The 26,556-nt window shown below is 69.6% G+C and carries 24 protein-coding genes and 1 tRNA gene; 13 read left to right on the top strand and 12 right to left on the bottom strand.

All coding sequences use genetic code 11. The annotated features are described in order from the left end of the window. The first annotated feature begins 29 nt into the window (after positions 1 to 29). Positions 30 to 773, top strand: a complete 744-nt coding sequence (locus Aiant_RS09695; protein ID WP_189336639.1) for a 3-oxoacyl-ACP reductase family protein — start codon at positions 30 to 32, stop codon at positions 771 to 773. Between the two features lie 28 nt (positions 774 to 801). On the opposite strand, the gene Aiant_RS09690 is transcribed toward Aiant_RS09695, so the two are convergent. Next, a complete protein-coding gene (locus tag Aiant_RS09690) occupies positions 802 to 1,266 on the bottom strand; it encodes an NADAR family protein (protein WP_189336640.1) in 465 nt (154 codons plus the stop codon). Positions 1,267 to 1,464: 198 nt separating this feature from the next. On the opposite strand from Aiant_RS09690, the gene Aiant_RS09685 reads away from it, so the two are divergent. Then, positions 1,465 to 2,418 carry a DUF6928 family protein gene (locus Aiant_RS09685; protein WP_189336641.1) on the top strand — a complete coding sequence of 318 codons (954 nt, stop codon included), beginning with the start codon at positions 1,465 to 1,467 and terminating at the stop codon, positions 2,416 to 2,418. Between the two features lie 7 nt (positions 2,419 to 2,425). Here Aiant_RS09685 and Aiant_RS09680 read toward each other — a convergent pair whose 3' ends face one another. The 4 genes from Aiant_RS09680 to Aiant_RS09665 form a co-directional block, all read right to left on the bottom strand. After that, on the bottom strand, positions 2,426 to 2,992 hold the full coding sequence (locus tag Aiant_RS09680; RefSeq protein WP_189336642.1) for a DUF1697 domain-containing protein: 567 nt from the start codon (positions 2,990 to 2,992) through the stop codon (positions 2,426 to 2,428). 28 nt (positions 2,993 to 3,020) lie between these two features. Continuing rightward, positions 3,021 to 3,623 carry a fascin domain-containing protein gene (locus Aiant_RS09675; protein WP_189336643.1) on the bottom strand — a complete coding sequence of 201 codons (603 nt, stop codon included), beginning with the start codon at positions 3,621 to 3,623 and terminating at the stop codon, positions 3,021 to 3,023. A 57-nt stretch (positions 3,624 to 3,680) separates the two neighbouring features. Beyond that, positions 3,681 to 4,109 carry an RICIN domain-containing protein gene (locus Aiant_RS09670; RefSeq protein ID WP_189336644.1) on the bottom strand — a complete coding sequence of 143 codons (429 nt, stop codon included), beginning with the start codon at positions 4,107 to 4,109 and terminating at the stop codon, positions 3,681 to 3,683. Positions 4,110 to 4,204: 95 nt separating this feature from the next. Then, positions 4,205 to 5,122, bottom strand: coding sequence for a hypothetical protein (locus Aiant_RS09665; RefSeq protein WP_189336645.1), 918 nt, complete (start codon positions 5,120 to 5,122; stop codon positions 4,205 to 4,207). Between the two features lie 246 nt (positions 5,123 to 5,368). Between Aiant_RS09665 and Aiant_RS09660 the strand changes: the two genes are divergently transcribed. Together Aiant_RS09660 and Aiant_RS09655 are read left to right on the top strand one after the other, a co-directional pair. Next, positions 5,369 to 6,025, top strand: coding sequence for a nucleotidyltransferase domain-containing protein (locus Aiant_RS09660; RefSeq protein ID WP_189336646.1), 657 nt, complete (start codon positions 5,369 to 5,371; stop codon positions 6,023 to 6,025). A 96-nt stretch (positions 6,026 to 6,121) separates the two neighbouring features. After that, positions 6,122 to 7,114 carry a LacI family DNA-binding transcriptional regulator gene (locus Aiant_RS09655; protein WP_189336647.1) on the top strand — a complete coding sequence of 331 codons (993 nt, stop codon included), beginning with the start codon at positions 6,122 to 6,124 and terminating at the stop codon, positions 7,112 to 7,114. A gap of 38 nt (positions 7,115 to 7,152) precedes the next feature. On the opposite strand, the gene Aiant_RS09650 is transcribed toward Aiant_RS09655, so the two are convergent. After that, positions 7,153 to 9,474, bottom strand: coding sequence for a glycoside hydrolase family 9 protein (locus Aiant_RS09650; RefSeq protein ID WP_189336648.1), 2,322 nt, complete (start codon positions 9,472 to 9,474; stop codon positions 7,153 to 7,155). Positions 9,475 to 9,983: 509 nt separating this feature from the next. Between Aiant_RS09650 and cmk the strand changes: the two genes are divergently transcribed. The 3 genes from cmk (at position 9,984) to Aiant_RS09635 (ending at position 12,228) form a co-directional block, all read left to right on the top strand. Further along, on the top strand, positions 9,984 to 10,664 hold the full coding sequence (gene cmk, locus Aiant_RS09645) for a (d)CMP kinase (protein ID WP_189336649.1): 681 nt from the start codon (positions 9,984 to 9,986) through the stop codon (positions 10,662 to 10,664). 104 nt (positions 10,665 to 10,768) lie between these two features. Continuing rightward, complete coding sequence (gene der, locus Aiant_RS09640) at positions 10,769 to 12,103, top strand: ribosome biogenesis GTPase Der (RefSeq protein WP_229831459.1); 1,335 nt, start codon at positions 10,769 to 10,771, stop codon at positions 12,101 to 12,103. A gap of 51 nt (positions 12,104 to 12,154) precedes the next feature. Further along, a tRNA-Pro gene (locus Aiant_RS09635) sits at positions 12,155 to 12,228 on the top strand. Between the two features lie 455 nt (positions 12,229 to 12,683). Here the strand turns inward: Aiant_RS09635 and Aiant_RS09630 are convergent. Continuing rightward, a complete protein-coding gene (locus Aiant_RS09630) occupies positions 12,684 to 13,352 on the bottom strand; it encodes a hypothetical protein (RefSeq protein ID WP_189336651.1) in 669 nt (222 codons plus the stop codon). Between the two features lie 112 nt (positions 13,353 to 13,464). Between Aiant_RS09630 and Aiant_RS09625 the strand changes: the two genes are divergently transcribed. Next, positions 13,465 to 13,929 carry an SRPBCC family protein gene (locus Aiant_RS09625; protein ID WP_212847030.1) on the top strand — a complete coding sequence of 155 codons (465 nt, stop codon included), beginning with the start codon at positions 13,465 to 13,467 and terminating at the stop codon, positions 13,927 to 13,929. Between the two features lie 135 nt (positions 13,930 to 14,064). On the opposite strand, the gene Aiant_RS09620 is transcribed toward Aiant_RS09625, so the two are convergent. Beyond that, positions 14,065 to 14,256, bottom strand: a complete 192-nt coding sequence (locus Aiant_RS09620; RefSeq protein ID WP_189336652.1) for a hypothetical protein — start codon at positions 14,254 to 14,256, stop codon at positions 14,065 to 14,067. Positions 14,257 to 14,426: 170 nt separating this feature from the next. Continuing rightward, positions 14,427 to 15,041 (bottom strand): TetR/AcrR family transcriptional regulator, encoded by a 615-nt coding sequence (locus Aiant_RS09615; RefSeq protein ID WP_189336653.1) that lies wholly within the window; start codon positions 15,039 to 15,041, stop codon positions 14,427 to 14,429. A gap of 143 nt (positions 15,042 to 15,184) precedes the next feature. On the opposite strand from Aiant_RS09615, the gene Aiant_RS09610 reads away from it, so the two are divergent. From Aiant_RS09610 to Aiant_RS09600, 3 genes are all read left to right on the top strand, one after another. Beyond that, positions 15,185 to 15,745, top strand: a complete 561-nt coding sequence (locus tag Aiant_RS09610) for a hypothetical protein (protein WP_189336654.1) — start codon at positions 15,185 to 15,187, stop codon at positions 15,743 to 15,745. A 2-nt stretch (positions 15,746 to 15,747) separates the two neighbouring features. Continuing rightward, a complete protein-coding gene (locus Aiant_RS09605; protein WP_189336655.1) occupies positions 15,748 to 17,166 on the top strand; it encodes a dihydrolipoyl dehydrogenase family protein in 1,419 nt (472 codons plus the stop codon). Positions 17,167 to 17,419: 253 nt separating this feature from the next. Then, the gene (locus tag Aiant_RS09600; RefSeq protein ID WP_189336656.1) at positions 17,420 to 21,916 is read left to right on the top strand and encodes a HAMP domain-containing protein; all 4,497 of its coding nucleotides are present in this window, start codon (positions 17,420 to 17,422) and stop codon (positions 21,914 to 21,916) included. A 91-nt stretch (positions 21,917 to 22,007) separates the two neighbouring features. Here the strand turns inward: Aiant_RS09600 and Aiant_RS09595 are convergent, their stop codons facing one another. Both Aiant_RS09595 and Aiant_RS09590 read right to left on the bottom strand, forming a co-directional pair. Next, complete coding sequence (locus tag Aiant_RS09595; RefSeq protein ID WP_189336657.1) at positions 22,008 to 23,042, bottom strand: helix-turn-helix domain-containing protein; 1,035 nt, start codon at positions 23,040 to 23,042, stop codon at positions 22,008 to 22,010. 64 nt (positions 23,043 to 23,106) lie between these two features. Then, on the bottom strand, positions 23,107 to 24,180 hold the full coding sequence (locus Aiant_RS09590; protein WP_189336658.1) for a response regulator transcription factor: 1,074 nt from the start codon (positions 24,178 to 24,180) through the stop codon (positions 23,107 to 23,109). Between the two features lie 266 nt (positions 24,181 to 24,446). Here Aiant_RS09590 and Aiant_RS09585 point away from each other — a divergent pair, with 266 nt between their 5' ends. Both Aiant_RS09585 and Aiant_RS09580 read left to right on the top strand, forming a co-directional pair. Beyond that, complete coding sequence (locus Aiant_RS09585; protein WP_229831456.1) at positions 24,447 to 25,394, top strand: PrsW family intramembrane metalloprotease; 948 nt, start codon at positions 24,447 to 24,449, stop codon at positions 25,392 to 25,394. 36 nt (positions 25,395 to 25,430) lie between these two features. Further along, the gene (locus Aiant_RS09580; protein ID WP_229831457.1) at positions 25,431 to 25,664 is read left to right on the top strand and encodes a UBP-type zinc finger domain-containing protein; all 234 of its coding nucleotides are present in this window, start codon (positions 25,431 to 25,433) and stop codon (positions 25,662 to 25,664) included. 64 nt (positions 25,665 to 25,728) lie between these two features. On the opposite strand, the gene Aiant_RS09575 is transcribed toward Aiant_RS09580, so the two are convergent. Next, entirely contained in the window at positions 25,729 to 26,406 is a 678-nt protein-coding gene (locus Aiant_RS09575) for a BON domain-containing protein (protein WP_189336661.1), read from the bottom strand. Positions 26,407 to 26,556 lie beyond the last annotated feature (150 nt).

The raw sequence follows: 26,556 nt of genomic DNA, 5'->3' as shown, positions 1-26,556 counted from the left end.
GGCCGCCGTTCTTCGGCAGGCTTGCCGGCATGGGAGACACGATCGAAAACCGGGTGGCATTCGTCAGCGGCGGCAGCCGCGGAATCGGCGCCGCCGTCGCCCTGCGACTCGCCGAGGACGGCGCCGATGTGGCGATCACCTTTCAGCGGGACAAGGCACGGGCCGACGAAATCGTCGAACAGATCCGGGGGAAGGGCCGGCGCGCCGTCGCCTTCCAGGCCGACAGCGCCGACCCGGACGCGGTGGTGGACGCGGTGCACAGCACGGCCGCCGCATTCGGCCGTTTCGACATTCTGGTCAACAACGCCGCGCTGTTCCCGGTCGGCCCGATCGAGCAGGTCGGCCCGGACGATTTCGAGCAGACCATGGCGGTCAACGTGCGGGCGCCGTTCGTCGCGGCGCAGGCCGCCGTCCGGCACATGACCGCCGGCGGCCGGATCATCAGCATCGGCAGCAACGTGGCGGTGCGGGCCGCGTTCCCGGGCTTCGCGCTCTACTCGATGAGCAAGACCGCCCTGATCGGCCTGACCAAGGCCCTCGGCCGGGAGCTGGGCCCGCGCGCCATCACGGTCAACCTGGTCCACCCGGGCCCGACCGACACCGACCTGAACCCGGCCGGCGGCCCGATGGCCGCCACCATCAACGGTTTCACCGCCCTCGGCCATTACGCGCAGCCGTCCGACATCGCGGCGGCGGTCGCCTTCCTGGCGTCCCCGGAAGCCCGATACGTCACCGGCGCGACCGTAAACGTCGACGGCGGTTTCACCGCCTGAGACCGTCCTCGTTGTGGACGGTGCCGGGTCACCGGTGCAGCTCGTCGCGGATCGTCTCCAGGTCGTGAATCCGCGCGGGCGGCTGGCCACGCCCGGTGCCGTGCCACAACTGCGCCGGCCGAGTCGCCATCAGCACCGCGCGCAGCTCCTCGTGCCGCCCGAACTTCGCCGACATCGCGTCGCGCATCACCGCGTTCTTACGCTCGTCCCACCGGCGCAGCTGAACGTCGTCCAGCAGCACGAGTTTGCGCTGCTTGCGCGCCGCGGCACCGTCGCCGGCCGACAGGCCGGACCCGCTCTCCAGCGCGAACCGCTCCGCCAGCACCGGATCCACCAGCGCGATCTTCGCCGCCTGAAACGCGTGCTCAACGGTGCGGTAGGTGCGCTCGCCGAGCCTGAACTCGGCGGGCCAGAAGTTCGACAACATCCGCCGCCAATGCCGCACCCCCGCCAGCGCCGCGTAGCCGGCCGGATCGGCGACCCGCTCGTGCACCCCTCCCCGGGCGGCAGGTCAGCCGACCCGGAGAAGAAGTACAGGCGATCCTCCATCATCGTCACGACCGGCACGCTACGGCCCGGGTACGACACAAACCCGCGGCCCGCTGATAGACAAAAACCATTTTCCGGTACGGGCTGACCCCTCCCCGTCCCGCCGTGATCGGGTCCGTGAGTAGGCCGTACCGTTCCGCCCGTGGGTGCGAAGACAGCGCTTCTGATGTACGCCGACGGCGAGGTGGCGCAGGCGTTGCGAGATGCCGTCGAGCTCGATCGCGCGGCGACCGAAGCGCTGGTGGCGAGGCTGCTCCCAGGGCTCGAACTGGTCACCGTCGAAGACGGCAGCCTGGGCCAGAACCGCAACCCGCCGGACGGCTTCCTCTACGCCGGAGTGTTCCGCGGTCTGACAGTGATCTGCTCTCCCGAGCTGGCCGAGATCCCGCCCGCTCTTCTCCGCCCCGGTTGGCTGGCCGAGGGCGCGGGCCGACGCGTCATCCTGCACTCGATGCACAGCGTCTCGGACTTCCTCGGCTTCGCAGTCTGGGCCGCGGACGGATCGCTCGAACGAGCGCTGTGCCTGAGCCCCGGCCAGGGAATCGTCGAGGACCGTGGTGACCGGCTGTCGTTCGAGCAGCCGTACTGGGCCGGCGAGCACCCACTCGACGACGAGGACGAGGACGACGAGCCTTATCCGCTGCTGTTCCATCCGCTGGATCTGGGCGAGGACGTGCTCGCGGCGCTGTGCGGCTTCGTCCTCGAAGGCATGCCGGTGAGGGAGATGCCCGACGTGTATCGGGTGCCGCTTGCCGGGTTCCGACTCGGCGCACCCACCATCGAGCTGCAACGGTCGCCGGGCCGCCCGATCATCCAGCCGTCAGCCCTCGACGTAGCCTCCGAGGTTGCCCGCCTCGGCAACGGTCTCCATCACCTGATCCTCGACAGAAGCCGGGAGAACTATCTCCAGGCAGCCGCCGGCGGCCGATACAACATCCCGCTCGGCAAGTTCTTGGTCGAACGCCGCGAAGGTAGCGAAGACCTACATTTCCGGTGCGAAGTCGACTCCATCGAGGAGGTAGCCGAAATCTTCGAGGGCTACCTCCTCGACCAGGACGGCTGGGGCGACCGCCACTGGGAGCAGATGTGGCCTTGACCCGGCACTAAGCGTCCTCGCGCTCTTCTCTCGCGATGAGCATTTCGGACAGCGTGACCGTTGTCTTCCAGCTTCGGATGGTCATCGACTTGTAGAGGGGCGACGTCATCATCGCGCTCAGCCGGCTCTTGGTGCGCTGGGCGCTGAGGCGCTGCGAATAGATGACACCATCGCCGGGCCACACCCTGTCGACGCCCTCGCGGGGATTGAAGATGGGCATCACCTCGGCGGCCTCCACGCCCATCAGGAAGATGGCGTCGCTGTGGTACTTGTCCGGCTGATCGCCGAAGCCCTCCGGCCGGTCCCGCACGATCGCGTGGAGCCGATCGCTCGGGAGGACCAGGACTTTGACGATCTCGCTGTCCAGCGTGAAGTGTTCGGGGAGCGCGGCTTCGATCCGGGCCGCTGTCTCGTCCGGGCTCCGGTCCGACGTCAGCATGACGTTTCCACTGGCGATGAAGGTGGAAACGTCGCGGAACCCGCACTCCTCGAGACATTTCTTGAGCTGCGCCATCGGAACCTTGTTCTTGCCGCCGACATTGATGCCGCGCAGGAGGACCACGAATGTCGTCACCCGCGCATGCTACCCACCGAGGCGGGACTCACCAGTTCGGGAACAGGTAGTGCAGGGATTGACCGGTCTCCGTGTCGACGATGCGGAACGTCTCCCACGGCCCGATCTGCTGACCCCGGGCCCGCAGCATCCGGTTGGTGGAGCCGGTGTAATCGCGCTCGACCGAGACATAGCCCTGCGAACTGGCGATGACCACGTCACCGTTGCCCAGACTCCGCATCTTGAACGTCTCCCAGGGCCCGATCTGGTCGGCCCGGGCGCGCAGCATGGCGTAGCGGGAGCCGGTGTAGCCGTACTCGGCCGACACCCATTTGCCCGCGGCCAGGGAGCCGATGATGACCTCGGCCGAGTTCAGGTGGTACGGGAAATTGAATTCCTTCCAGCAGATCACGAACTGCTCCCACGGCCCGAAGCGGTCGCCGGCGCGGGCCCGGAGCATGTTCGCATTGCTGCCGGTGTAGCCGAGTTCGGCCGACACCACCTCGTCCGAGGACGAGACGATCACGAGATTCTGCTGGCAGTGGGAGTATTCCGGCGCCGCGGCCTGCGCCACCGCCGGCGACACGACCATCGTGGTGACGGTGAGCGCGGCAGCCGTCAGCGCCGCGAACGCATACCTGAACCTATTCACGGCGATCGAGACTACCGGCCACGCTCATCACGCGTTTGCCCATGATGTGCCGCGTGATCAGGAGGTGGACCGCCACTTCTGATTCCGCCGCCAGGTGCAGTCACGCAGCCGGACCGTTCCGGAACTGTTCTCTTCGGTCAGGCACGGGCCGTAGCGGCCGCTGCGAATCACGTCGACGAACCACCACTCCTGCGCCGGATCCGTTCCGTCGCAGGCCGCCACCCGCACCACGGCACCCTCGGCCCGGATGCAGTTCTCCCCGTTGTAGAACTTGCCGGTGCTCGCCTGGAACCAGTTCTGACCCGGCGTCTCGTTCGAGCACGGCAGGACCCGCAGAATGCTGCCGATCGCCCCGCCGGTCAGACATCGGGTGTGATCCGCCTTCGTCACGATCCACCCCTGATGCAGTGGCGGCGGCGCCGGAAGGGGCGCGGCCGCCGCGAATCCGGCGGTGAGTGTGGCGATGACCCGGGCGACGCGGCGCATAAGCAAGCACTCTAGGAATTCCCGGCGCACTGCCGCAGGAAAACGGGCGGGGTGGGCACCAAAAGGCCCACCCCGGTTTCCGTACGTTCAGCGCATCACTTCTTGGCAGCCGGAGCCGCACCGGCCTCCCCGGCGTCGCCGGCCGCGCCCTGCTCGTCAGCCGCACCGGCGGCATCGCCCGCGCCCTGGTCACCAGCGTTCTGATCGTCCGCCGCACCCTGGTCACCGGCACCCTGGTCCCCGGCGCCCTGGTCACCAGCACCCTGATCCCCGGCGCCCTGATCGTCGGCACCCGCGCCGGCCGCCCCGGCCACCGCCTTGGCGTCGGCAAGCGCCAGACACGCCTGAAGGAGCGTGGCCTGCGCCGAGGTCACCGCCTGAGCAGCGGCGTCGTTACCCGCCGCCCCCTGCTCGCCGGCCGCCCCCTGGTCGCCCGCCGCCTCTTGCTCGCCGGCCGCGCCCTGCTCGTCAGCCGCGCCCTGCGAGGCCTCCGCGCCCTTGCCGCCCGCGCCCTTCCCGGCCGCACCCTTGCCGCCCGCGCCCTTGCCGGCCGCGCCCTTCCCCGCCGCCTTCTTCTTCAGCGCCTTGAGGTACTTCTTGGCCAGCTTCTTGTTCGCCGCCTTGTTCTCCGCCGCGCTCTGATCCGCGGCCTGCCCGGCCTGCTCCCCGTTCGCCGCCGCGGCATCCGCCGCGAACTGGTCACAAGCCGCCTCCAGCGCCTGCGCCGAAGCGACCGCCGCCGCCCCCGCGTCCTGCGCCGCCACCGGCTGCAACTCCTCGCCGTCGCAGATCACGCTGCCCGCGTTCACCTGCAACTGCTTGCATTGCGAGACGTCGAACTGCTGACCGTCCACGCTCACCAGGTTGGCGGCCTTGGGCTGGGTGCTCGCGTTCGCCAGCTGGACACCCGCCACGCCGGTGGCCACCAGTACTCCCGCGACCACCGCCGCGCCGATCGCCTTCCGCCGGTTTCCCGGATTTCCCTGGACTCGTCGGTACGCGCGCGACCTCATGAAGCACTCCTCGTCGTTGGACGTCGATGTTCACCGGTTGGGGGGCCATACGGGAGCCGCCGGGCGGGCGGTTCAATGCCTGTCGCCCGCAAGGGGTCCCCGGGAGCGTGGAGCGACCCGGATAACCGCAGGTCAGCGTGCTGTTCCGAAACGCTTGAAAAAGTTTGCCGGAATCCGGCGTTCGGGTGATCATCGATCCAGCGTTCTGCGCGGCGTGGCCGATATCGGTCAGAGAGGAAGCAACCCGTGGATCCGGTGGATGTCGCCCGCGAGCTCGTCCGTGATCGTTTTCCGGATGCCGAGTGGGCGATGCTGACCGGCAGCGTGCTCGGCCCGCACCGCACCGCGGGCTCCGACCTGGACATCGTCGTGCTCGACGAGACCGACCCCGGCCACCGGGAGAGCCTGACCCTCAGCGGCTGGCCGGTCGAGTTCTTCGTCCACACCCGGGAGAGGCTCGCCGGGTTCATGGCGAGCGAGCGGTCCCAGCGCAAGCCGAGCACCCACCGCATGCTGGCGCACGGCGTGGTCCTCGTCGGCGACCCGGGTGACCTGCCGGCGCACTGTGCCGAGGTGCTCGCCGCCGGTCCGGGCCCGCTCACCACCGCCGAGCGGGATTGGCTTCGGTACGCCCTGACCGACGGTCTCGACGACCTCCGCCACGCCACCGACCCGGGTGAACGCACCGTGATCGCCGCGTCCCTGTGGACCGGCGCCGCCGAGGCCCGCCTCACCCTGGCCGGCCGCTGGCTCGGCAGCGGCAAGTGGCTGCTGCGCGAACTGCGCGACCACGATCCCGCCTTCGCCGACCGCTGGCTCGCGTCCCGCGACGACCCGGCCCCACTGGTCACCGAGATCCTCCGGAGCGCGGGCGGTCCCCTCTTCGACGGCTACCGCGCGTAGTCCCGGCCGCGCGTCGGCGGATGATCGGCGTGACATCATGGCGCTCCGAGGGCGGTCGCGTGCCCGCCGCCCGGCCGGTCGGGAAAGATGGGGATCATGGCGACCATCTATGACGTCGCGCAGCGAGCGCAGGTCTCCCCGGCCACCGTCTCCCGGGTGCTCAACGGGCAGGCCACCGTCGACCCCGACCTGGCCGCCCGGGTGCAGACCGCGGTCCGCGACCTCAACTACCGGCCCAACAGCGTGGCCCGCAACCTGCGCCGCAGCCGCACCACACTGTGGGCGGTGATCATCTCCGACGTCGGGAACCCGTTCTTCACCGCGCTGGTCCGTGGCGTCGAGGACGTGGGCCAGCGCGCCGGTTACTCGGTCGTGCTCTGCAACAGCGACGAGGACCCGGCGAAGGAGGCGCGGTATGTCACGGCCGCGCTCGAGGACCAGATGGCCGGCGTGATCATCTCCAGTTCCGGCCGGTCCGCCAACGTTCAGCGGCTGATCGAGGCCGGCACCCCGGTGGTCGCGATCGACCGGCAGATCAGCGGCACCCGGGTCGACAGCGTCCTGGTCGACAACGAGCACGGCGCCGAGCTGGCCACCGCGCACCTGGCCGAGCACGGCTACCGGCGGATCGCCTGCATCACCGGCCCGCGCACGGTGTCCACCGCCGTGCAACGCCTGCGCGGTTACCAGCGGGCGCTCGCAGCCGCCGGCCTGGAGGCCCCGGACAGCCTGGTCCGGCACGCCGACTTTCGCGAGGACGGTGGCTACGCCGCGATGGCGTCCCTGCTCGACGCGGGCGACCCGCCGGACGCGGTCTTCGCCGCCAACAACCTGATGACCGTCGGCGCCGTCGAGTGCCTGGTCGACCGGGGCGTCGCCATCCCCGCCGAGATCGGCGTGGTCGGCTTCGACGAGATTCCCGGGGCACGGTTGTTCCGCCCGTCACTGACCACGATCGCCCAGCCGACGTACGAGCTGGGCCGCACCGCCGCGACGCTGCTGGCCGAGCGGATCGCCGAACCCGACCGGCCCCCTTCGACGGTCACGCTCCAGACCGACCTGAAGATCCGCGAGAGCAGCCAGCGCTAGGGCGCGCGTCCGGGGTGGACGCGCGCCCCGCGGGGTCGTCAGGCGATCGTGCAGGTGGCGCCGTTGAGGGTGAACGCCGCGGGACGCGGGTTCGTGCCGGTGGAGGTGCCGTTGAAGCCGAAGCTGGTGGAGGCTCCGGGCGCCAGGGTGCCGTTGTAGCTCAGGTTGGTGGCGGTGACCTGGGTGCCGGACTGGGTGACGGTCGCCGACCAGGCTTGGCTGACGCGCTGGCCCGCGGCGTACGCGAATTGAAGGTTCCAGGTGTTGATCGTGGTCTGGCTCGTGTTGGTGAGCGTGACGGTCGCGGTGAAGCCGCTGCTCCAGTCGGTGGTGCTGTAGCCGACCCGGCACGGGCCGCTCGGTGTCGGGCTGCTGCTGGGGGAGGTCGACGGCGACGGCGAGGTCGAGGGTGAGGCCGACGGCGAGGGCGAGGTCGACGGGGACGGGCTGGAAGTGGGGCCGCCGTCCGGTTCCTGACCCCAGACGAGCGTCGTGCCCTCATAGAGCGGCACATCCGGGTTCTGCCCGGCCGCGGCCCGGTAGGACGGGTCGTTGGCCGGATCCCACTTCCCGCCCTCGGCCACGCCGATCTTGAGCTGGACCTCCATCCGGTGCGCGGACTGCCCGGCCGGCGCGATCGTGTACCCGGTGCAGTCGACCTCGACGTACCAGAGTGAACCCGACGCCTGCTTCGCGGCCGTCGGCCCGGGACACCCCTGGGTGTAGGGCGAGGACACAGTCACCGCCGAGTCGTCGTCCCGGGTGAAGTAGTAGCGGAACCTCGCGTGCGTCAACGCCCGTGCCGGGAACGCCGACTTGTTGTAGACGACCACCTTGATCCCGGTGCTGCGCGTCTCGTTCTGCATCACCGTGGTCTCCACCGACATCTCGGCCAGGTCCGGCTTCTCGGCTTGCGGGAAGCCGGTCAGCGGGGTGCCGCCGAACTCGCCGTAGAGCGCGACCAGCGCCGAGGTGAACCCGGCGTTGTAGTCGTCGGCGACCTCGTTCATCACATAGTCGCCGCGGCTGTCGGTGTACTTGTCGTCCGGCGCCGACGGCCCGCCGACCAGCGCGCCGTACAGGGTGTGCCGGGTCTGCTCGGGCACCTGCTGGCTGTCCCACCAGGACCCGTGCGCGGTCCGGTGATGCGGGTTCTTCGGCGGGTTCGCGCCGAACCCGATGACGTAGCTCGCCTTGCGCGGGTTGTCGCCGAGCGCATAGTTGATCTGCCGGACCGCGAAGTCGTGGTACCGCGCCTTGCGCGTCTGATCGGTCAGGTAATCGCTGTAGACCAGCGCCGCGAAGGCGGTGTTGGCGGCATAACGCAGCGAGCCCCAGCTGTCCACGAAGACCTCGCCGCCGGGGGAGGTGCGCACCTTGTCGCCGTTGACCCCGACGGTGAACCAGTCCAGCCACCGGTTCGCGTCGTCGAGGTACTTCTGCTTGCCGGTCAGCTGGGCGAGCAGCACGTAGTTGCCGAACTGCTTGTTGTCCCAGGAGATCGTCCACTTGTAGGACTTGGTGGTCGTCTGCGGCTCGTTGCCCTGCGCGTCGTACCCCGCCTCGGCCTTGCTCAGATAGGTCGTGTCGCCGGTCGCCCGGTACAGCCAGATCGCGCCCCACACCAGCTCGTCGCTGTAGCCACTCCACGACTTGTAGTAGGCCGCCGCGTCGGTGATGCAGTCCGAGTAGTTGCGGCGCACCGTGTCCGCGAACGTGTACAGCTGCTTGGCGTGCGTGAGCAGCTTGTCCGCGTAGGCCGCGTCGGTCGGCCGGAAGACCATCGAGCTGGCGGCCATCGCGGCCGCCGTCTCACCGGCCAGGTCGCTGCCACCACAGGTGGCGTCGATTTTGTACGCCGGACGCGCCATCGGCATCACCTCGGCCGGTCCCCACCACTTGTGGTCGGCGTCGCCGTTGCCGACCTGCCCGTAGAGCACGGTGGCCGAGGGGTGCGCCTTGATGAAGTAGTCGTTGGGCACCCGCAGGTTGTTCAGCAGGTGGGTGAGCTGCCCGGACGCCGCGTAGGCGGCCCGGTTCTGCACCGCGCCCCAGGCCAGCATGGTGGTGCTGAACGCCATCGGCAGCCCGAACTTGACGTGGTCGCCGGCGTCGAACCAGCCGCCGGTCAGGTCGAGCCCGGCGTCGGCGCCGTCGGTCATCGCCGAGTCGCCGCGCCAGGACACCCGGTTCCAGTCGGGCTTCTTGCCGGAGACCTGTGCCTCGTAGAAGAGCAGCGACTTCTGCAGCGCCTCGCCGTAGTTGTAGGCCGGCTCGGCGGCCTGCGACGGCCGGGCCAGGACGATGATCCCGGTCATCAGCAGCAGCGCGAGTACGGCGTTGCGATACGCCCGTGGCATGGCCCCGCTCCCTTCATGGTTCGGATGGGAGCGCTCCCACCTCGTAACGTCGAGTTAATACATTGATGCCTTTCTTGTAAAGATGCCTTTCTCGATGTGGTGGCGCTCCGGCGCCCGGGCTCGACGTGCGGGCACTGTCCGGGTCGAGGCGGGCGCGGACGGCGGGCATGGTTACGACATTTCGGGAACGGGCGCGTGCTCCGGGCGTACCGAAAGCGTGTCCGCCGGAAGCCGAAGCGGACCCGGCGCGTGCCCGCGGATCGGCGGACGGATCGATGGCGATGTCCGCCCGATGGGACGAATGGGCAGGTCAACCTGGGTCTTCTGGCGATCGGCGCGGGCGCTTCGGGTTGGGTAGGGTGGAATGGGTCGCGTCTCTGCCCACGGATCGGGCACTTTTTCGATGCCGAGCCGGCGTCCGCGGGTGGCCGGGGTGCCCCAGGTTCGCCGGGTGGGGCGGCGGTGGGCACAATGGGAGGGTTGTTGGTCCGGGGACATCAGGAGGAACGGTGGCGCTAGAAGCACGGCCCACGAAGTGCGTCGTGGCGGTCGACGGCCCATCGGGCTCCGGTAAGTCCACCGTCTCCCGCCGGCTCGCGAGCGCGGTCGACGGGGTCTACCTCGACACCGGCGCGATGTACCGGGCGGTGACCTGGGCAGTCCTGCAGGCGGGCGTCGAACTGGCCGACCAGGACGCGATCGCGAAGATCGTGCTGGAGACCGAGCTGTCGATCGGCACCGACCCCACCGCGCCGCATTTCGCCGCGAACGGGACGAATGTCGACGCGCCCATCCGCGGGCCCGAGGTGACCGGCGCCGTGTCCGCCGTCGCCGCGGTGCCGGCGGTCCGCAAGCACCTGGTCGCGCTCCAGCAGGCGATCATCACGTCGCACCCGCGGATCATCGTCGAGGGCCGCGACATCGCCTCCGTGGTCGCGCCGGACGCCGACCTCAAGGTGTACCTGACCGCCTCGGCCGCCGCCCGCGCCGCGCGGCGCAGCGCCGAGGACGCCACCGAGGTGGCGGCCACCGAAGCGGACCTGGCGCGCCGCGACAAGCTGGACAGCACCCGCGCCACCGACCCGCTGCGCCAGGCCTCCGACGCCATCGAGGTGGACACCACCGGAATGGGCATCGACGAGGTCGTGCAGCACCTCCTGAGTCTGCTCGACAGCAAGGTAAGTAAGTGACTGAGTTCCCCGCCGGCCTCGATCTCAACGACTTCGAGGGCGGGTTCGATTTCTCCAGTTCTTCCGAGGACCCGTCGTCCTCCGAGGATTCCTTCTCTGGCCCGGTGCCGGTCGTCGCCGTCGTCGGCCGCCCCAACGTCGGCAAGTCGACGCTGGTCAACCGGATCATCGGGCGCCGGCAGGCGGTCGTCGAGGACGTCGCCGGGGTGACCCGGGACCGGGTTCCCTACGACGCGCAGTGGAACGGGCGGCGCTTCACCGTCGTCGACACCGGCGGGTGGGAGCCGGACGCCCGGGACCGCGCGGCCGCCATCGCGGCGCAGGCCGAGATCGCGGTGCAGACGGCCGACGTGGTGATCTTCGTGGTCGACGTGACGGTCGGCGCCACCGACGTCGACGAGGCCGCGGTCAAGATGCTGCGGCGGAGCAAGAAGCCGGTCATCCTGATCGCCAACAAGGCCGACAACCAGAACCTCGAGCTCGAGGCGGTCTCGCTGTGGTCGCTGGGACTCGGTGAGCCGCATCCGATCTCGGCGCTGCACGGGCGGGGATCCGGCGACCTGCTCGACCTGATTCTCGACTCGCTGCCGCCCACCCCGCCGGTGGTGGAGGGCGGCCCGCGCGGCCCGCGGCGGATCGCCCTGGTCGGTCGTCCCAACGTCGGGAAGTCCAGCCTGCTCAACCGCCTCGCGAACGAGGAGCGGGCGGTCGTCGACTCGGTGGCGGGCACCACCGTCGACCCGGTGGACAGCCTGGTCGAGATGGACGGCGAGATCTGGCAGCTGGTGGACACCGCCGGCCTGCGCAAGCGGGTGCACCAGGCGTCCGGCACCGAGTACTACGCGTCCCTCCGCACGGCCGGCGCCGTCGAGGCCGCCGAGGTGGCGGTGGTGCTGCTCGACTCCGGCGAGGTGATCAGCGAGCAGGATCAGCGGGTGATCTCCCAGGTCATCGAGTCCGGCCGGGCGCTGGTGATCGCGTTCAACAAGTGGGACCTCGTCGACCCGGACCGGCGGTTCTACCTGGACAAGGAGATCGACCGGGACCTCAAACGGGTGACCTGGGCGGTCCGGGTGAACATCTCGGCCAAGACCGGCCGGGCGGTGGACAAGATCGCCCCCGCGGTACGCCGAGCGCTGGCGTCGTGGGAGCAGCGCATCCCGACCGGCGCGCTGAACCAGTGGCTGACCGCGCTGACCCAGGCTACGCCGCACCCGGTCCGGGGTGGGCGGGCTCCCCGGGCGCTCTTCGTGACGCAGGCCGGGGTGGCGCCGCCCCGGTTCGTGCTGTTCACCACCGGGCCGTTCGACGCGGGGTACCTGCGGTTCATCGAGCGGAAGCTGCGGGAGGAGTTCGGGTTCGAGGGGACTCCGATCGAGCTGTCGGTGAAGCCTCGGAAGAAGACGGGGCCGGGGGGCCGGGGGAAAGCTCATGGGTGAGGTTGGTAAGCTTTAGGAGATGTCGCGCCGGGCTGAGGTTCGGGGCGGGATCGGGCTGTAGCGCAGCTTGGTAGCGCACTTGACTGGGGGTCAAGGGGTCGCAGGTTCAAATCCTGTCAGCCCGACGCAGGTCACAGGGACTTTCCCGCTTTACGCGGAGCAAGTCCCTGTTTGCGTTTGGGGGCAAGAATTCAGGCGGCGTTCTTCACCCGCCCGGTTCAGATGCCCTGTGTCCATCGCGACTTTCCTTCGCCCGTGCGGGGGCGGGTTGCCGACCGGCTGTTCCGGCCGGTCACCGTTTCCGGTGGTCGCGAGGCCCGTCGCAGCGTGGCCGTGGAAGCGCGAAGACGCAATCTCTGCGGTCGATGAGCAGCCTGGCGCGCTGGGTTCGGCGTCTTGGGGTCTTGCAGCCGACGGCCGACGCTGCTGTTCGGCGTCCTGGGTGGACGGCGAGGGGTGCTGCGTTTGGGCCTGGCGCTCCTCATAAGCGGCTCGCACTGCTTCCCGGCGGTCGCAGCCGGCTCGGCCGCAGGACCGTGACTTCTACGGCGGGTGGATCACCGCAGGCATCGTCGGCTGTTCAAGGGCAGGCGCGGGACCCTCGGCTGGTGACGGCGCCGCGCCAGCGCTGGCTCATCCGGTACGCCACCGCGCGGGACGCGTGGATGAGACCCGTCGGGTGCAGGTCGGCCGTGGTGTTGCGGACCGGGTCGAAGGCGAGCGCCTCGTCCACGGCCGGCGGCAACTCATGGCCGAGGGTGAGCCGGCCGACCGTGTGGTCGCTCGCGCGCAGCAGCAGCGTCGCGCCGGACGGCACCGTGGCCAGCGACCTGCCCAGCGATCGGCCGTCCGGGTCCGGGACCGTCTCCAGGTACAGCTTGCGGGTCGCGGAGCGGTACGGGGTGATCGCGCCGTACACGGTGTCGAAGCTGCGCCGGGGGACCGGCAGGCGTTTGGTCACCGGTGTCGTGCCGGTGGAGGAGAGCAGCAGGTCGATGCCGTCGACGCGGATGGCGACACCGCGGATGTCGCCGCGGGCGCCTTTGGTGCCCACCCCCTTGGAGATCCGGACGGTGACGCCGTAGACGGCCGGCTGGTCCAGGAGAGCCGCGCCGAGCAGCTCGCCAGCGCCCCAGATCTCCAGTGTGCCGGTGAACGAGCGGCCGGCCGGATGCAGGAAACGCCGGTGGCGCGAGCGGACGACGCGGACACCCAGCCCGATCACCAGGGCCGTGCTCAACAACCTCATGGGCGGTCATTACCCGCTCTTCGGAATATGAATCGACGCACGAATCGACGCAACTTGTTTGGCTCCCTCGCTCCCGGGTAGTCGACCGGTACCCGGAGCGAAGGAGAAGATCGTGAGCACCGTGACCGAGTCCGTCGATGTGAACGTGCCGATCGGTACGGCGTACAACCAGTGGACCCAGTTCGAGGACTTCCCGAAGTTCATGGACGGCGTCGAGTCGATCACCCAGGTCGGCGACACCCGCACCCACTGGGTGACCAAGGTCGCCGGGCAGACCCGGGAGTTCGACGCGGAGATCACCGAACAGCACCCGGACGAGCGGGTGGCGTGGAAGAGCACCGGCGGGGACACCCGGCACGCCGGCGTCGTGACGTTCCACCGCCTCGCCGACAACGAGACCAGGGTGACCATCCAGCTCGACTGGGAGCCGGAAGGGTTCGCCGAGAAGGTCGGCAGTGCGGTGGGCGTGGACAGCCACCAGGTCAAGGCAGACGCCAAGCGGTTCAAGGAGTTCATCGAGAGCCGTGGCATCGAGACCGGCTCGTGGCGCGGGGACGTCGACCACCCCGGCGCCTGACGTTTGTTCGTGGCGGACGGCGCGGATCCTCGCGCCGTCCGCTGCCGTGTTCCCTGGCGCAGACCCCGCGAGAGCGTCCGGCCCGGCGGATCGATCGTCGCGCGCGATGTGACCGCAGGACGGCTGTGCGACCGGTCACCCACCTCGCCCGAGGCGGGTGAAGGACACCGCGAAGACGGTCGAGGCGACCCAGCCGAGGATCGTGCAGAGGTTGAGCGCCCACGCCAGCAGCACGCCGTCGCCTTCGGCCACCAGGTACCAGGTGGACCGCTGATGCAGGTCGATCAGCGGCACGACGGTGTCGACGGCGTAGAAGAAGGGACTCAAGCACCGCACCCGGCAGTGGCCGAGCCCCGGCCGGGCTGAAGACCAGGGCGTTCTGGTCGGTGGCCCGCATCTGCCCCTGCACGGCGGGCAGGCTCAGCCCGGCGGTCACCGCGGCGATCAGGGCCAGCAGCAGATACAGGGCCCGAGGTGGCCGGTCCGCGGCGCCGAGGTTATCCGGCCGCGGAGTCGGCCGACTGGCGGTCGGTGTTGACCCGCAGGAGTCCTTCGATCCCGCGCAGGAAAGTCTCGACGACCAGCGCGGGGTCGAAGAGGCAGCCGGCCGCCATCGCGCCGTCGCGGAGCATGACGAAGTGGCGCGCGGCGGGGTCGGCCGTCTCCCGGTGCACCTGGGCCATCAGCGTGGTGAGCGTGTCCAGGAACCACTGCCGGTGGGCGATGATCTCCCAGTGCACGGGGTGGGCCTCGTCCGGGTATTCCGCGGCGGCGTTCAGGAAGGCGCACCCGCGGAAGTCGGGCGACTGGATCCCCGCGGCGATGGTGCCGGCGATGGCCAGTGCCTGGTCGACCGGGGACGAGCCGGCGGCCGCGACGGCCGCTTCGATCTGGCCGCGGTCCATGGCGTGAACTTCGCGCAGGTAGGCGAGGATGAGATCGTCCTTGCCGGGGAAGTGCCGGTAAAAGGTGGCCCGGGTCACCTTCGCCTCGGCGATGATCCGGTCGACGCCGACCGCGTGGATCCCCTCCGCGTAGAAAATCCTGGTGGCGGTGCTGAGGAGCCGGGTTCGCGCCTCGGAGGGTCGGATGTCGGTCGCACCGCGCGTCATGAATTCAGCCTAAACGACAGATCGTTCACTCTGCTACGAGCAGAGAGGTAGAACGTTCTGTCTTGACAGTGCCGGTTCAACGCTGCAGTCTTTGGGAGACAGAACGTTCTCCCCCTGTGGAGGCATCGACTGAAGGGGTCACCGTGACCACCACCGCTGCTTCGCCCGGCATCGCCCAGACGGCTTCCGCGCTGCGCCGGCTCTACTTCATCCGCTTCGCGTTCGCCATCGTGTGGGCCGTCGTCGCGATCACCACCGCGAAGGAGATCAACCCGCTCACGGTGACCCTGTTCGTGCTCTACCCGCTCTTCGACGTCGGCGCCGCCGTGTACGACCTGCGCACGTCACGGACGGCCACCTCGCCGGCCCTGCTCTCCGGGAACATCGTGGTCAGCCTGCTCACCGCGGTCGGCCTGGGCGCGGCCGCCGCGTCCGGCATCCCGGCCATGCTGCGGGTGTGGGGCGCCTGGGCGATCGTCGCCGGTCTGGTGCAGCTCATCGTGGCGATCCCGCGCCGCAAGCTTGGCGGCCAGTGGCCGATGATCATCAGCGGTGGTATCTCGGTGCTCGCCGGCGGCTCGTTCATCGCCGGCGCCTCCGCCGCCGACCCGGCGCTGACCAACGCGGCCGGCTACGCCGTCCCCGGCGCCATCTTCTTCCTCATCGCCGCCATCCGGCTCGGCCGCGTCGCGAAGGGCAACTGATCATGACCACCACGGAGTACGACGTCATCGTGATCGGTGCCGGCCCGGTCGGGGAGAACGTCGCCGACCGCGTGATGCAGGGCGGTCTGACCGCGGCGATCGTGGAGCGTGAACTGGTCGGGGGCGAGTGCTCCTACTGGGCGTGCATGCCGACGAAGGCGCTGCTGCGCAGTGCGGCGGCGCTGCGGGCCGCCCGGCAGCTGCCCGGCGCCCGGGAGGCGGTGACCGGCGAGCTGGACGTGGCCGCGGTCCTGAGCCGGCGCGACTCCTTCGCGTCCAACTGGAAGGACGACGGCCAGGTCTCGTGGCTGGAGTCGGCCGGGATCGACCTCTTCCGCGGCCAGGGCCGGATCAGCGGCGAGCGGACGGTCGAGGTCACCGGCGGTGGCACGGTGACCACGCTGACCGCTCGTCACGCGGTGGTCGTGGCGACCGGCAGCAGCGCGCTGGTGCCGGACATCACCGGCCTGCGCGACGCCCGGCCGTGGACCAGTCGGGAAGCGGCGTCGGCGAAACGCGTGCCGGCCCGGCTGGTGGTCATCGGCGGTGGGGTGGTCGGCGCCGAGATGGCGACCGCGTTCACGGCTCTCGGCTCGTCGGTGACGCTGCTGGCCCGCGACGGCGTGCTGCCCCTGGCCGAGCCGTTCGTGGGGGAGCGAGTCATCGCCTCGCTGCGGGCCGCCGGCGTATCCGTGCGGGTCGGCGCGGAAGCCGTCGAGGTCCGGCGAAACCCTGACGCGACGGTACGCGTCACCCTGGCCGAGGGCGGCCAGGTCGAGGCGGACGAGGTGCTGGTGGCGATCGGCCGGACGCCGAACACCCGGGACATCGGGCTGGACACGGTCGGGCTCGAACCGGGTGACTGGCTGGCGGTCGACGAGGCCCTGCGCGTCGTCGGCGCCGGGGACTGGCTGTACGCCGCCGGGGACGTCAACCGCCGGGTGCTACTCACCCACCAGGGCAAATACCAGGCACGCAACCTGGGTGACGCGATCGTGGCCCGGGCCAAGGGCGAACCGGCCGACACCGGCGCCTGGGGCCGGCACGCGGTGACCGCAGACGAACGAGCGATCCCGCAGGTCGTGTTCACCGATCCCGAGGTCGCCTCCGTCGGCCTGACCGCGGCCGCGGCCGAGGCGGCCGGGCTGCGTACCCGGGTCGTCGATTACGACCTGGGCCGGGTGGCCGGCTCCTCGTTGCACGCCGAGGGTTACCAGGGCACGGCCCGCATGGTCGTGGACGAGGACCGCCGGGTGATCGTCGGGTTCACCCTGGTCGGCCCGGATGTCGCCGAGCTGGTCCACGCGGCGACGATCGCGATCGTCGGCGAGGTTCCGCTGGACCGGCTGTGGCACGCGGTGCCGTCGTTCCCCACGGTCAGCGAGGTCTGGCTGCGGCTGCTGGAGACCTACGGCCGCTGACCGCGAGTGCACCCTCGACCGCGGGCACGCGGCACCTCCCCGAGGGGTGCCGCGTACCCATCCGCCGAGGCACCTGAGCCGAGGCGCTCGTGTGGCCGTCGGCAGCCGGTTCCCGCATGATCTATTTGCGGCGAACGTGTGTACGACCACCGAAAGGGATCAGTGCATACTTACCGCCGACCGTCGCGCCTGCCCCGGCCGTGACGGGGTGACGACGAGCGGTGGAGAGCATCCTGTGAGCAACGATGTGCCCATGCACGATTCCGCGGCCGGTGTGGTGGCGAGTCCGGCGGTGGCCGACCGTGACCTGCGGCAGTTGCTGGCTGGGCTGACCGCTGTCCGCGACGGTGACTTCGGCACCCGTCTGCCCGACGACGGTGACGGCCTGCTCGGGGAGATCGCCACGGTTTTCAACGGCATGGTGGACCAGCTGTCGCTGTTCACTTCCGAGGTGACCCGGGTCGCCCGGGAGGTCGGCACGGAAGGCCAGCTCGGTGGGCAGGCGGAGGTGCCGGGGGTCTCCGGCACCTGGAAGGACCTCACCGACTCGGTGAACGCGATGGCCGGCAACCTCACCGACCAGGTCCGCGACATCGCGCAGGTCGCCACCGCGGTCGCCCGCGGCGACCTGTCGCAGAAGATCACCGTCGACGTACGCGGTGAGATCCTCGAACTGAAGAACACCATCAACACGATGGTCGACGAGCTGTCGAGTTTCGCCGACGAGGTGACCCGGGTGGCTCGCGAGGTCGGCAGCGAGGGCCGGCTCGGCGGGCAGGCCGAGGTGCCCGGCGTCGCCGGGACCTGGCGTGACCTGACCGACTCGGTGAACTTCATGGCCGGCAACCTCACCAACCAGGTCCGCAACATCGCCCAGGTGACCACGGCCGTGGCCCGCGGTGACCTGTCGCAGAAGATCACCGTCGACGCGCGCGGCGAGATCCTCGAACTCAAGAGCACCATCAACACGATGGTCGACCAGCTCTCCAGCTTCGCCGACGAGGTGACCCGGGTGGCCCGCGAGGTCGGCACCGACGGCCGGCTCGGCGGGCAGGCCCAGGTCAGCGGCGTCGCGGGCACCTGGCGCGACCTGACCGACTCGGTGAACTCGATGGCCGGCAACCTCACCGACCAGGTCCGCAGCATCGCGCAGGTAGCCACGGCGGTGGCTCGTGGCGACCTGTCGCAGAAGATCACGGTGACCGCCCGGGGCGAGATCCTCGAGCTGAAGAACACCATCAACACGATGGTGGACCAGCTCTCCAGCTTCGCCGACGAGGTGACCCGGGTGGCCCGGGAGGTCGGCACCGAGGGCCGTCTCGGTGGCCAGGCCGACGTCAAGGGTGTCTCCGGCACGTGGAAGGACCTCACCGAGTCGGTCAACGTCATGGGTGACAACCTGACCGCTCAGGTGCGCAGCATCGCCGAGGTGACCACCGCCGTGGCCCGCGGTGATCTGACCCAGAAGATCCGGGTCGACGCCCGTGGTGAGATCGCCGAGCTGAAGGAGACCATCAACACGATGGTCGACCAGCTGTCCGCGTTCGCCGACGAGGTGACCCGGGTGGCCCGCGAGGTCGGCACCGAGGGCCGTCTCGGTGGCCAGGCACGGGTGCTCAACGTCGGCGGCACCTGGAAGGACCTCACCGACAACGTCAACGTGATGGCCTCCAACCTGACCAACCAGGTGCGCTCGATCGCGCTGGTCGCCACGGCGGTGGCCCAGGGCGACCTGAGCCGCAAGATCACCGTCGAGGCCAAGGGCGAGGTCGCCGTCCTGGCGCAGACGATCAACACGATGGTCGACACCCTGTCCGCGTTCGCCGACGAGGTGACCCGCGTGGCCCGTGAGGTGGGCACCGAGGGGCAGCTCGGCGGCCAGGCTCGGGTGCCGAACGTGGCCGGGACGTGGAAGGACCTGACCGACAACGTCAACTCGATGGCGAACAACCTCACCGGCCAGGTCCGCAACATCGCCCAGGTGACCACCGCCGTCGCGCAGGGTGATCTGACGAAGAAGATCGACGTCGACGCGCGCGGCGAGATTCTGGAACTCAAGACCACCATCAACACGATGGTCGATCAGCTGTCCAGTTTCGCCGCGGAGGTCACCCGGGTGGCCCGGGAGGTCGGCAGCGAGGGCCGGTTGGGCGGTCAGGCCGAGGTCGAAGGCGTTTCCGGTACGTGGAAGCGGCTCACCGAGAACGTCAACGAGCTCGCCGGGAACCTGACCCGTCAGGTCCGTGCCATCGCCGAGGTGACCAGCGCCGTGGCCACCGGCGACCTGACCCGCTCGATCACGGTGGACGCCTCGGGTGAGGTCGCCGAGCTCAAGGACAACATCAACTTCATGGTGGAGTCGCTGCGCGAGACCACCCGGGCCAACCAGGAACAGGACTGGCTCAAGACCAACCTGGCCCGCATCTCGTCCCTCATGCAGGGCCACCGGGACCTCGAAGTCGTCGCCTCCCTGGTGATGAACGAACTGGTCCCCCTGGTCGGCGCGCAGCTCGGCACGTTCCTGCTGGTCGACGACATCGGCCCGAGCGCGGACCTGCGTGTGGTCGGCACTTACGGACACCAGGGGGCCGGCCGGCGATACGCCCTCGGCGAGTCCCTGGTCGGTCAGGCCGCCGTGGCGAAACGGCGCATCGTGGTCGACGAGATGCCCGCGGAGTACTTCACCGTTTCCTCCAGCCTCGGCTCGCTGGCTCCGATGCAGGTGGTCGTGGTCCCGATCCTGGTCGAGGACCAGGCGCTGGGTGTCATCGAGCTGGCCGCCATGACGCCGTTCCTGCAGGTGCACCACGATTTCCTGGACCAGCTGATGGAGATCATCGGGGTCAACGTGAACACGATGGTCGCCAACGCCCGTACCGACGTGCTGCTCACCGAGTCACAGCGGCTCGCCGCCGAGCTGCAGGCCCGCTCGGAGGAGCTGCAGGCCCGCTCGGAAGAGTTGCAGCGCTCGAACGCCGAGCTGGAGGACAAGGCGTCGCTGCTGGCCCGGCAGAACCGCGACATCGAGACGAAGAACTCCGAGATCGAACAGGCCCGCCAGGAACTCGAGGCCCGCGCCCAGCAGCTCGCGCTCGCCTCGAAGTACAAGTCGGAGTTCCTGGCCAACATGAGCCACGAATTGCGTACGCCGCTGAACTCGCTGTTGATCCTCGCGCAGTTGCTGGCGCAGAACCCGAACCGGAACCTGACCGCCAAGCAGGTCGAATACGCGACCGTGATCCACTCGGCCGGCACCGACCTGCTGCAGCTGATCAACGACATCCTGGACCTGTCGAAGGTCGAGGCCGGCAAGATGGACATCGCGCCGGAGGCGTTCGAGCTGCGCAACCTGCTCGGCTACGTCGAGGCGACGTTCCGGCCGCTGACCACCTCCCGCAACCTCGACTTCGAGGTGACCACCGCCGCCGACGTTCCGGCCGGGCTGTTCACCGACGAGCAACGGCTGCGCCAGGTTCTGCGTAACCTGCTCTCCAACGCGGTCAAGTTCACCGAACAGGGCGGTGTCCGGCTACGCATCGACCGCGCCCGGCCCGACGAGCTGTCCCCGGCGCTGGCCGAGCAGGACACGGTGATCGCCTTCCGGGTGACCGACACCGGCATCGGCATCGCCGAACAGCAACTCACCGCGATCTTCGACGCCTTCCAGCAGGCCGACGGCACCACCAGCCGCCGCTACGGCGGCACCGGCCTCGGCCTGTCCATCAGCCGCGAGATCGCCTGGCTGCTCGGCGGTGAGATCGCCGCCCAGAGTGTGCTCGGGCAGGGCAGCACCTTCACCCTCTACATGCCGGTCCAGCGGGCCACCGTGCCCGCGGCGCCCATGGCGCCGGCGCTGCCCGCCTCGGAGATGGCGCCGCTCGTCGAACTGGACGGCCCCCGGCGGCTGTTGGTCGTGGAGAACAATGCCGAAGGGCTGCTGACACTGATCGCTCGGGGCGCCGCTGCGGCGGTGACCCAGACCCAGGGACCGATCGACGTGCTGACGGCGGTCGACTCGGCCGAGGCCATCGGACAGCTACGCGCACAGCCGTTCCACGCGGTCGTGATGGATCTGAACATGCCGGCCGACAGCGGCCCGAATTTCCTCAAAGCGCTGCACGACGAGGCGGAGCTGCGTGAGCTGCCGGTGCTGGTGTTCCGTAACCAGCAGGCGCCGCCGGGCAACGACACCCTGTTGCAGGCGCTCGCGCAGACCCGGCCGCTGGAGTCCTTGTCGAGCCTGGACGAATTGCGCGAGCGGATCACCCTGCACCTGTCGACCGAGGCCGGCTACCCGGTGATGCCACCACCGATGCGCATCGACACGATCGCCGGCGTCTCCGGCATCGCGCAGAACCTGGCCGGCCGCAAGGTCCTGGTGGTCGACGACGACGCCCGCAACGTGTTCGCGCTGACCAACATCCTGGAACTGCACGGGATGGAGGTCGTCTACGCCGAGAACGGCCGCAAGGGCATCGACGTGCTCGCCCAGCACGACGACATCGACCTGATCCTGATGGACGTCATGATGCCCGAGATGGACGGCTACGCCGCCACCGCCGCCATCCGCGCCATGCCCAAGTACGCGAACCTGCCGATCATCGCCGTGACCGCGAAAGCGATGCACGGCGACCGGGAGAAGAGCATCTCGTCGGGCGCCAGCGACTACGTGACCAAGCCGGTCGACGCCGAGGATCTGCTCGCCTGCATCGAGCGGTGGCTCACCCAGAGCGCCTCATCCGGTCAGTGAGTTGCCGACCGGGGGAGCACCGTCGCGTCGTACCTGATCAGGGGTTCCGGAAAGCGTCGAAACAGCTGTGAGGGTGCCGCCGCCGCTCGGCTTACGGCCGGGCGGCGGCGGCCAGCTTGGCCGGGACGTAGAGGCCCTCCCGCGCGGCGCGCAGGGCGGCCGTGATCCGGTCCGGGACGGCGAGTTTGATCCGGATGCTGTCGAGGTGCGCGTCGACGATCGGGACCGGGATGCCCCTCGCGACGGCGATGGACGCCGCTGTCGCACCGTCGATGAGCGCGCCCAGGATCTCCAGCTCGGTTCCGGTCAGTCCACGCAGGTCGCCCGGTGGGCTCACGGCGACGACGGCTCGCAGATGACGCGGGGTCCGGCTGTCGCATCCGAAAATCGTGATCCGGGCATGTCCGGCTTCGGCCGGCGGCTGGTCGTACGGTGTCAGGAATGTGGCGTAGTCCGGCTTTCCGCCGAGGTGCGCGACCGCCGTCTGGAGGACGGCCGGCTTCGCCGTCAGTAGCGGATGCGTCGGCAGCCCGGGAAGGGCCAGCGTCCCGCCGGACATGGTGAGCACCGTGGCGGCGGTCATTCCCCGGACGATCCGGGCCAGCACCGCGAGTGAGCGGAGCGGATCCACCGCGTACGCGATGGTGGGGGCCAGCAGCCGCACCAGATTGCACGCGGCCGGGCTGGGGTGTGCCGGACTGTCGGTGTTGAGTCCCAGGAAGCCGACCTGCCGGCCCTCACGGGTGATCAGACCGACACCCACACCCTCCACGAATCCGGCCGGCCGGAACAGCTCCACCCAGCTGCGGATCTCCTCCGCGGGCACCGGGAAGTCGTGGACACGGAGCGGCGTAGTCCCGTGCAGGCCCAGCGACTCGATCTCGTCGTAGTCCTCCGAGGTGGTCATGTAGGCACGGATGTGGTCGTCGTACCCATGACAGCTCAGCAAGTCGTGCCGGCGCGCCTCGGGATCGAGCAATGCGATCCGGACGGCCTGGAACGGGATCACTCGGCGAAGCGGGTCCAGGATCGCCTCCGCGCGCTCCGCGGGGCTCGCCGGCAGATCCGCCAGTGCGGTCACCTCCATGGCGACCTCGGCGGCATGTGGTGGCAGGTCCAACACCATCGGGCCCCATTCGCGGCGGCTTGATCCAGATTCACCCTACCTGTCGTGAACCGGTCCGGCACGTCTAACCGGCGCTGACCGGCACCGCACGCGACGTGCCAGTCCGTACATCGATGATCCGGTACGGGATGTACAGCCCACGGCGCATCGCCAGCACCGCGGCGGCGGTACGCGTGGGTGCGCGCAGCTTGGTCCTGATGTGTTCGAGGTGAGCCGCGGCGGTCCGTGCGGTGATGAACAGGCGCGCGGCGATGCCTTGGTTGGCGTGCCCCTCGATCACCAGGCCGAGAACGACCAGTTCCCGGAGCGTCAACGCGCAGAGGTCGTCAGCCGGCGAGATCACCACGAGTCCTACGAGGTCGTCCGACGTGCCCGGCGGACAGGCGAGACCGGTGACCCGGACGTAGCGCTCCCGGCCGTCATCCTCCCGGATCGGGCAGAGGAACGCCGTGTATCGGACCCGCTCCGTCAAACCGTCGACCGCTGTGGGCACGACGTCGGGACATCGGGTGAGCAGGGGATCGGTCTCCATCCCGGGCAGCGGGGTGACGGCGCCTCGGCAGTCGACGGCGACGGCGGCGGTTGCGCCGTGGATCAGCCGCGCCAGCCCGGCCAACGAGTTCATCGGGTCCAGAACGGCGGTGACCGTGGGCGCGATCGCACCCATCGCGTCCCGGGCCTCGGCGGTCGGCTGGCTTGCCGTGTCCGTGTGCAGCCCGAGGACGCCCAGGTGGCGGCCGTCCGGAGTGACGAGCGGGACGGCGACGCCTTCGCGGAATCCCGCCGGCCACCAGTGCTCGGACCAGCACGGCAGCTCCACCGTGCGCGGCGGAGCGTCCTGCAGGCGCATGGGTCGGTGTCGCTGCAGCAGACCCACTTTCTTCCTCAGTTCCGTCAGTTCCTCCGATCCCATGTACGCGCGGCTCACCCGGTCGTGGCCGACCGAGGTGACCGTGGTGTAGCGGCTCTGATCCCCGTCGAGCGTGCCGACCCACCCGGCTGCGAACGGAACGAGCCGTTTCATCGGATCCCACATGAATGCCAGATCCTCTGCCGGATTGTCGGTGGCCGGTGTCACCCGGTTGATCGCTGCCGCGAGCTCCAACGCCACCGCTAGCAACTCGGTCACGGCGCTCACCTCCTCACGCCGGGACGGGCGGTGCCGGTGCGGCGTACCCGCCGATGACAGCGGCAAACCGTGGGGACCGGAGCCGATTGGCGGAGCGACAGAGCGGTCCGTTCGTCGCCACCACTGATCCGCGGCATTGGCAATGATGCCAATCGACGGTGACCGCCGGACACGGTAATTCTGAGGTACCGGATGTGCCGCGGGTGCGATCACACCCCCTGACGGACCGCGTTATGCGTCACCCACGATCGGTCATAGCTGACAGGAGGTTCGCGGTGGTCGGGATCGAACGTGTCCAGGAGGGCGTCCCGCGGCAGACAGGCCGGACGTGGCTGCGGATCTTCCTCGTCGGCCTGGCGCTCTGGCTGGTCACGGTGGTGGTCACCTTTCTCACCGGCAATGCCAATCTGATACCCACCCTGGTCCTGCTCGGCAGTTTCCTCGTGCCGGTGACCTTCGTCGCGTGGGCGTTCGAACGCCGGGACACCGGCGAACTGACCGCGGGCCTGGTGCTCTCGACGTTCCTCACCGGCGGCGTCCTCGGTGTGCTCGGCGCGTCGGTGCTCGAGGCGTACCTGCTGTACCCGTCGCCGTGGTTGTTCCTCGGCGTGGGGCTGATCGAGGAAGCGGTGAAGCTCGTCGCGTTGATCGTGCTGACCCGTCACCTGCGAACCCGGTCGCTGCGCGACGGGATGATCCTCGGTGCGGCCGTCGGATTCGGCTTCGCCGCCTTCGAGTCCGCCGGTTACGCCTTCACCGCCCTCTTCACCGTCGACGGGCTGTCCATCGTCCAGCTGGTGCAGACCGAGCTGATCCGGGGCCTGCTGGCGCCGGTGGGACACGGCCTCTGGACCGCGATTCTGGGCGGGATCCTGTTCGCCACTTCGCGGCACGGCCGGATCGCCATCACGGGCAAGCTGATCCTGGCGTACCTCGGGGTGTCCGTCCTGCACGGTCTGTGGGATTCGATGGACAGCATCGCGTTGTACCTGACCATGCTGCTGACCGAGGGGGAGCGGCTGGTCCCGTCGCAGCAGGGCTGGCTGGTCGAGCCGAGCACGGAGCAGGTCAATCTGTTCTCCGGCATGCAATGGGCCGGCCTGGCGGTCATCTCGCTCATCGGGATCGTCTGGCTGGTCGTCCTGTGGCGCCGGTCGGCTCGGTTCGAGCGCGTCGCCCCGCCGATCCCCGTCCCGCCGTCGTGGCACGGCGCCGGACGCTGAGAAGGGACCACCCGTATGCCCGACCCACACCTCGACATGATTCAGTCGGTTGTGCCGCAGACGCCGGAAGGCTGCGGTGAATGCCTGCGCCTGAACACCGCGTGGGTGCATCTGCGGCTGTGCCTGACCTGTGGGCAGGTCGGCTGCTGCGACTCGTCACCGCTGCGGCACGCGCGGGCGCACGCGCACGCCGTGGGCCATCCGATCGTCCAGTCGTTCGAGCCCGGCGAGAACTGGCGCTGGTGCTACGTGGACGAGACGTTGGTCTGACCGGAACGGCACATCCAGGCGCCGCGGTGCCCGCCTCCGACGAGCACCGCGGCGGACGTACGGATCACGGGTTGACCGCGATCAGGTTCTCCACATCGGTGACGCCGGGCGCCGACCAGGCGACGCGTTCGGCCTCGCGGCGCTCCGCCCATGACCGTACGCTCCCGGTCAGGATCACCTTGCTGCCCTCGGCGGTGACGTGGATCCGTTCCGCGTCCGTCTCGGCCGTACGGATCAGGGCGTCCTCGATCCTCGTCCGGAGGTCCTCGGGCGACGGGCCGCTACTCGGCCGCACGGTGATGTGGTTGCCGACGCCGATGACGCCGGTGAGGTACCGGACCACCCGTTCCGCCTCCTGCCGTTGGTAGTCCCAGTCCACCTCGCCGCGTAAGGTGACCCAGCCGCCGGACACCGAGATCTTCACCCGGTCGTCGGGTACGAGGGAGTCCATCTCGAGCGCCTGCGTGATGGATCGGGCCAGGGCGACGTCGGTCTGCTCGTGACCGGGGCTCAGGCGTACCTCGATGTTGTTGACAGCGGCCTTGACCCCGCGGACACGAAGCGCCGCGCGTTCCGCGGCCCACTTCCTGCTGAACGTGTCCACCGAGCCGGTCAGCGTCGTCACCCCGTCCCGGACGGACACGCCGATCTCGTTCGGCGCGATCCCGGCGTCCCACTTCAGCTCGAGGAGCACCTCACGCTGGATGTCCTCATCTGTATGAGGGGTTACTGTGCTGGTCATCCCGGTCCTCCGACTCTCATCCGAGCGCACTCGCCCACGTCGTGGGGTCGTGTTCTGTCTCGATCCCACCAACGCGGCCGGGGATTTGTCGATTGGCAGGACTGCCGATCCGTGGCCGTAGCCGGGCTGCCGAGGGGTGTCGATTGGCAG

The sequence above is a fragment of the Actinoplanes ianthinogenes genome (assembly GCF_018324205.1).
GTDB classification, from domain to species: Bacteria; Actinomycetota; Actinomycetes; order Mycobacteriales; family Micromonosporaceae; genus Actinoplanes; species Actinoplanes ianthinogenes.
This window is presented reverse-complemented; position numbering and strand designations above follow the sequence as displayed.

Bases quoted from the DNA above. Each gene is read 5' to 3' on its own strand.
- Aiant_RS09695 (WP_189336639.1), top strand. From the start codon at position 30: ATGGGAGACACGATCGAAAACCGGGTGGCATTCGTCAGCGGCGGCAGC.
- Aiant_RS09670 (WP_189336644.1), bottom strand. From the start codon at position 4,109: ATGCGCCGCGTCGCCCGGGTCATCGCCACACTCACCGCCGGATTCGCG.
- Aiant_RS09665 (WP_189336645.1), bottom strand. From the start codon at position 5,122: ATGAGGTCGCGCGCGTACCGACGAGTCCAGGGAAATCCGGGAAACCGG.
- Aiant_RS09655 (WP_189336647.1), top strand. From the start codon at position 6,122: ATGGCGACCATCTATGACGTCGCGCAGCGAGCGCAGGTCTCCCCGGCC.
- Aiant_RS09650 (WP_189336648.1), bottom strand. From the start codon at position 9,474: ATGCCACGGGCGTATCGCAACGCCGTACTCGCGCTGCTGCTGATGACC.
- Aiant_RS09630 (WP_189336651.1), bottom strand. From the start codon at position 13,352: ATGAGGTTGTTGAGCACGGCCCTGGTGATCGGGCTGGGTGTCCGCGTC.
- Aiant_RS09615 (WP_189336653.1), bottom strand. From the start codon at position 15,041: ATGACGCGCGGTGCGACCGACATCCGACCCTCCGAGGCGCGAACCCGG.
- Aiant_RS09605 (WP_189336655.1), top strand. From the start codon at position 15,748: ATGACCACCACGGAGTACGACGTCATCGTGATCGGTGCCGGCCCGGTC.
- Aiant_RS09600 (WP_189336656.1), top strand. From the start codon at position 17,420: ATGCACGATTCCGCGGCCGGTGTGGTGGCGAGTCCGGCGGTGGCCGAC.
- Aiant_RS09595 (WP_189336657.1), bottom strand. From the start codon at position 23,042: ATGGTGTTGGACCTGCCACCACATGCCGCCGAGGTCGCCATGGAGGTG.
- Aiant_RS09580 (WP_229831457.1), top strand. From the start codon at position 25,431: ATGATTCAGTCGGTTGTGCCGCAGACGCCGGAAGGCTGCGGTGAATGC.
- Aiant_RS09575 (WP_189336661.1), bottom strand. From the start codon at position 26,406: ATGACCAGCACAGTAACCCCTCATACAGATGAGGACATCCAGCGTGAG.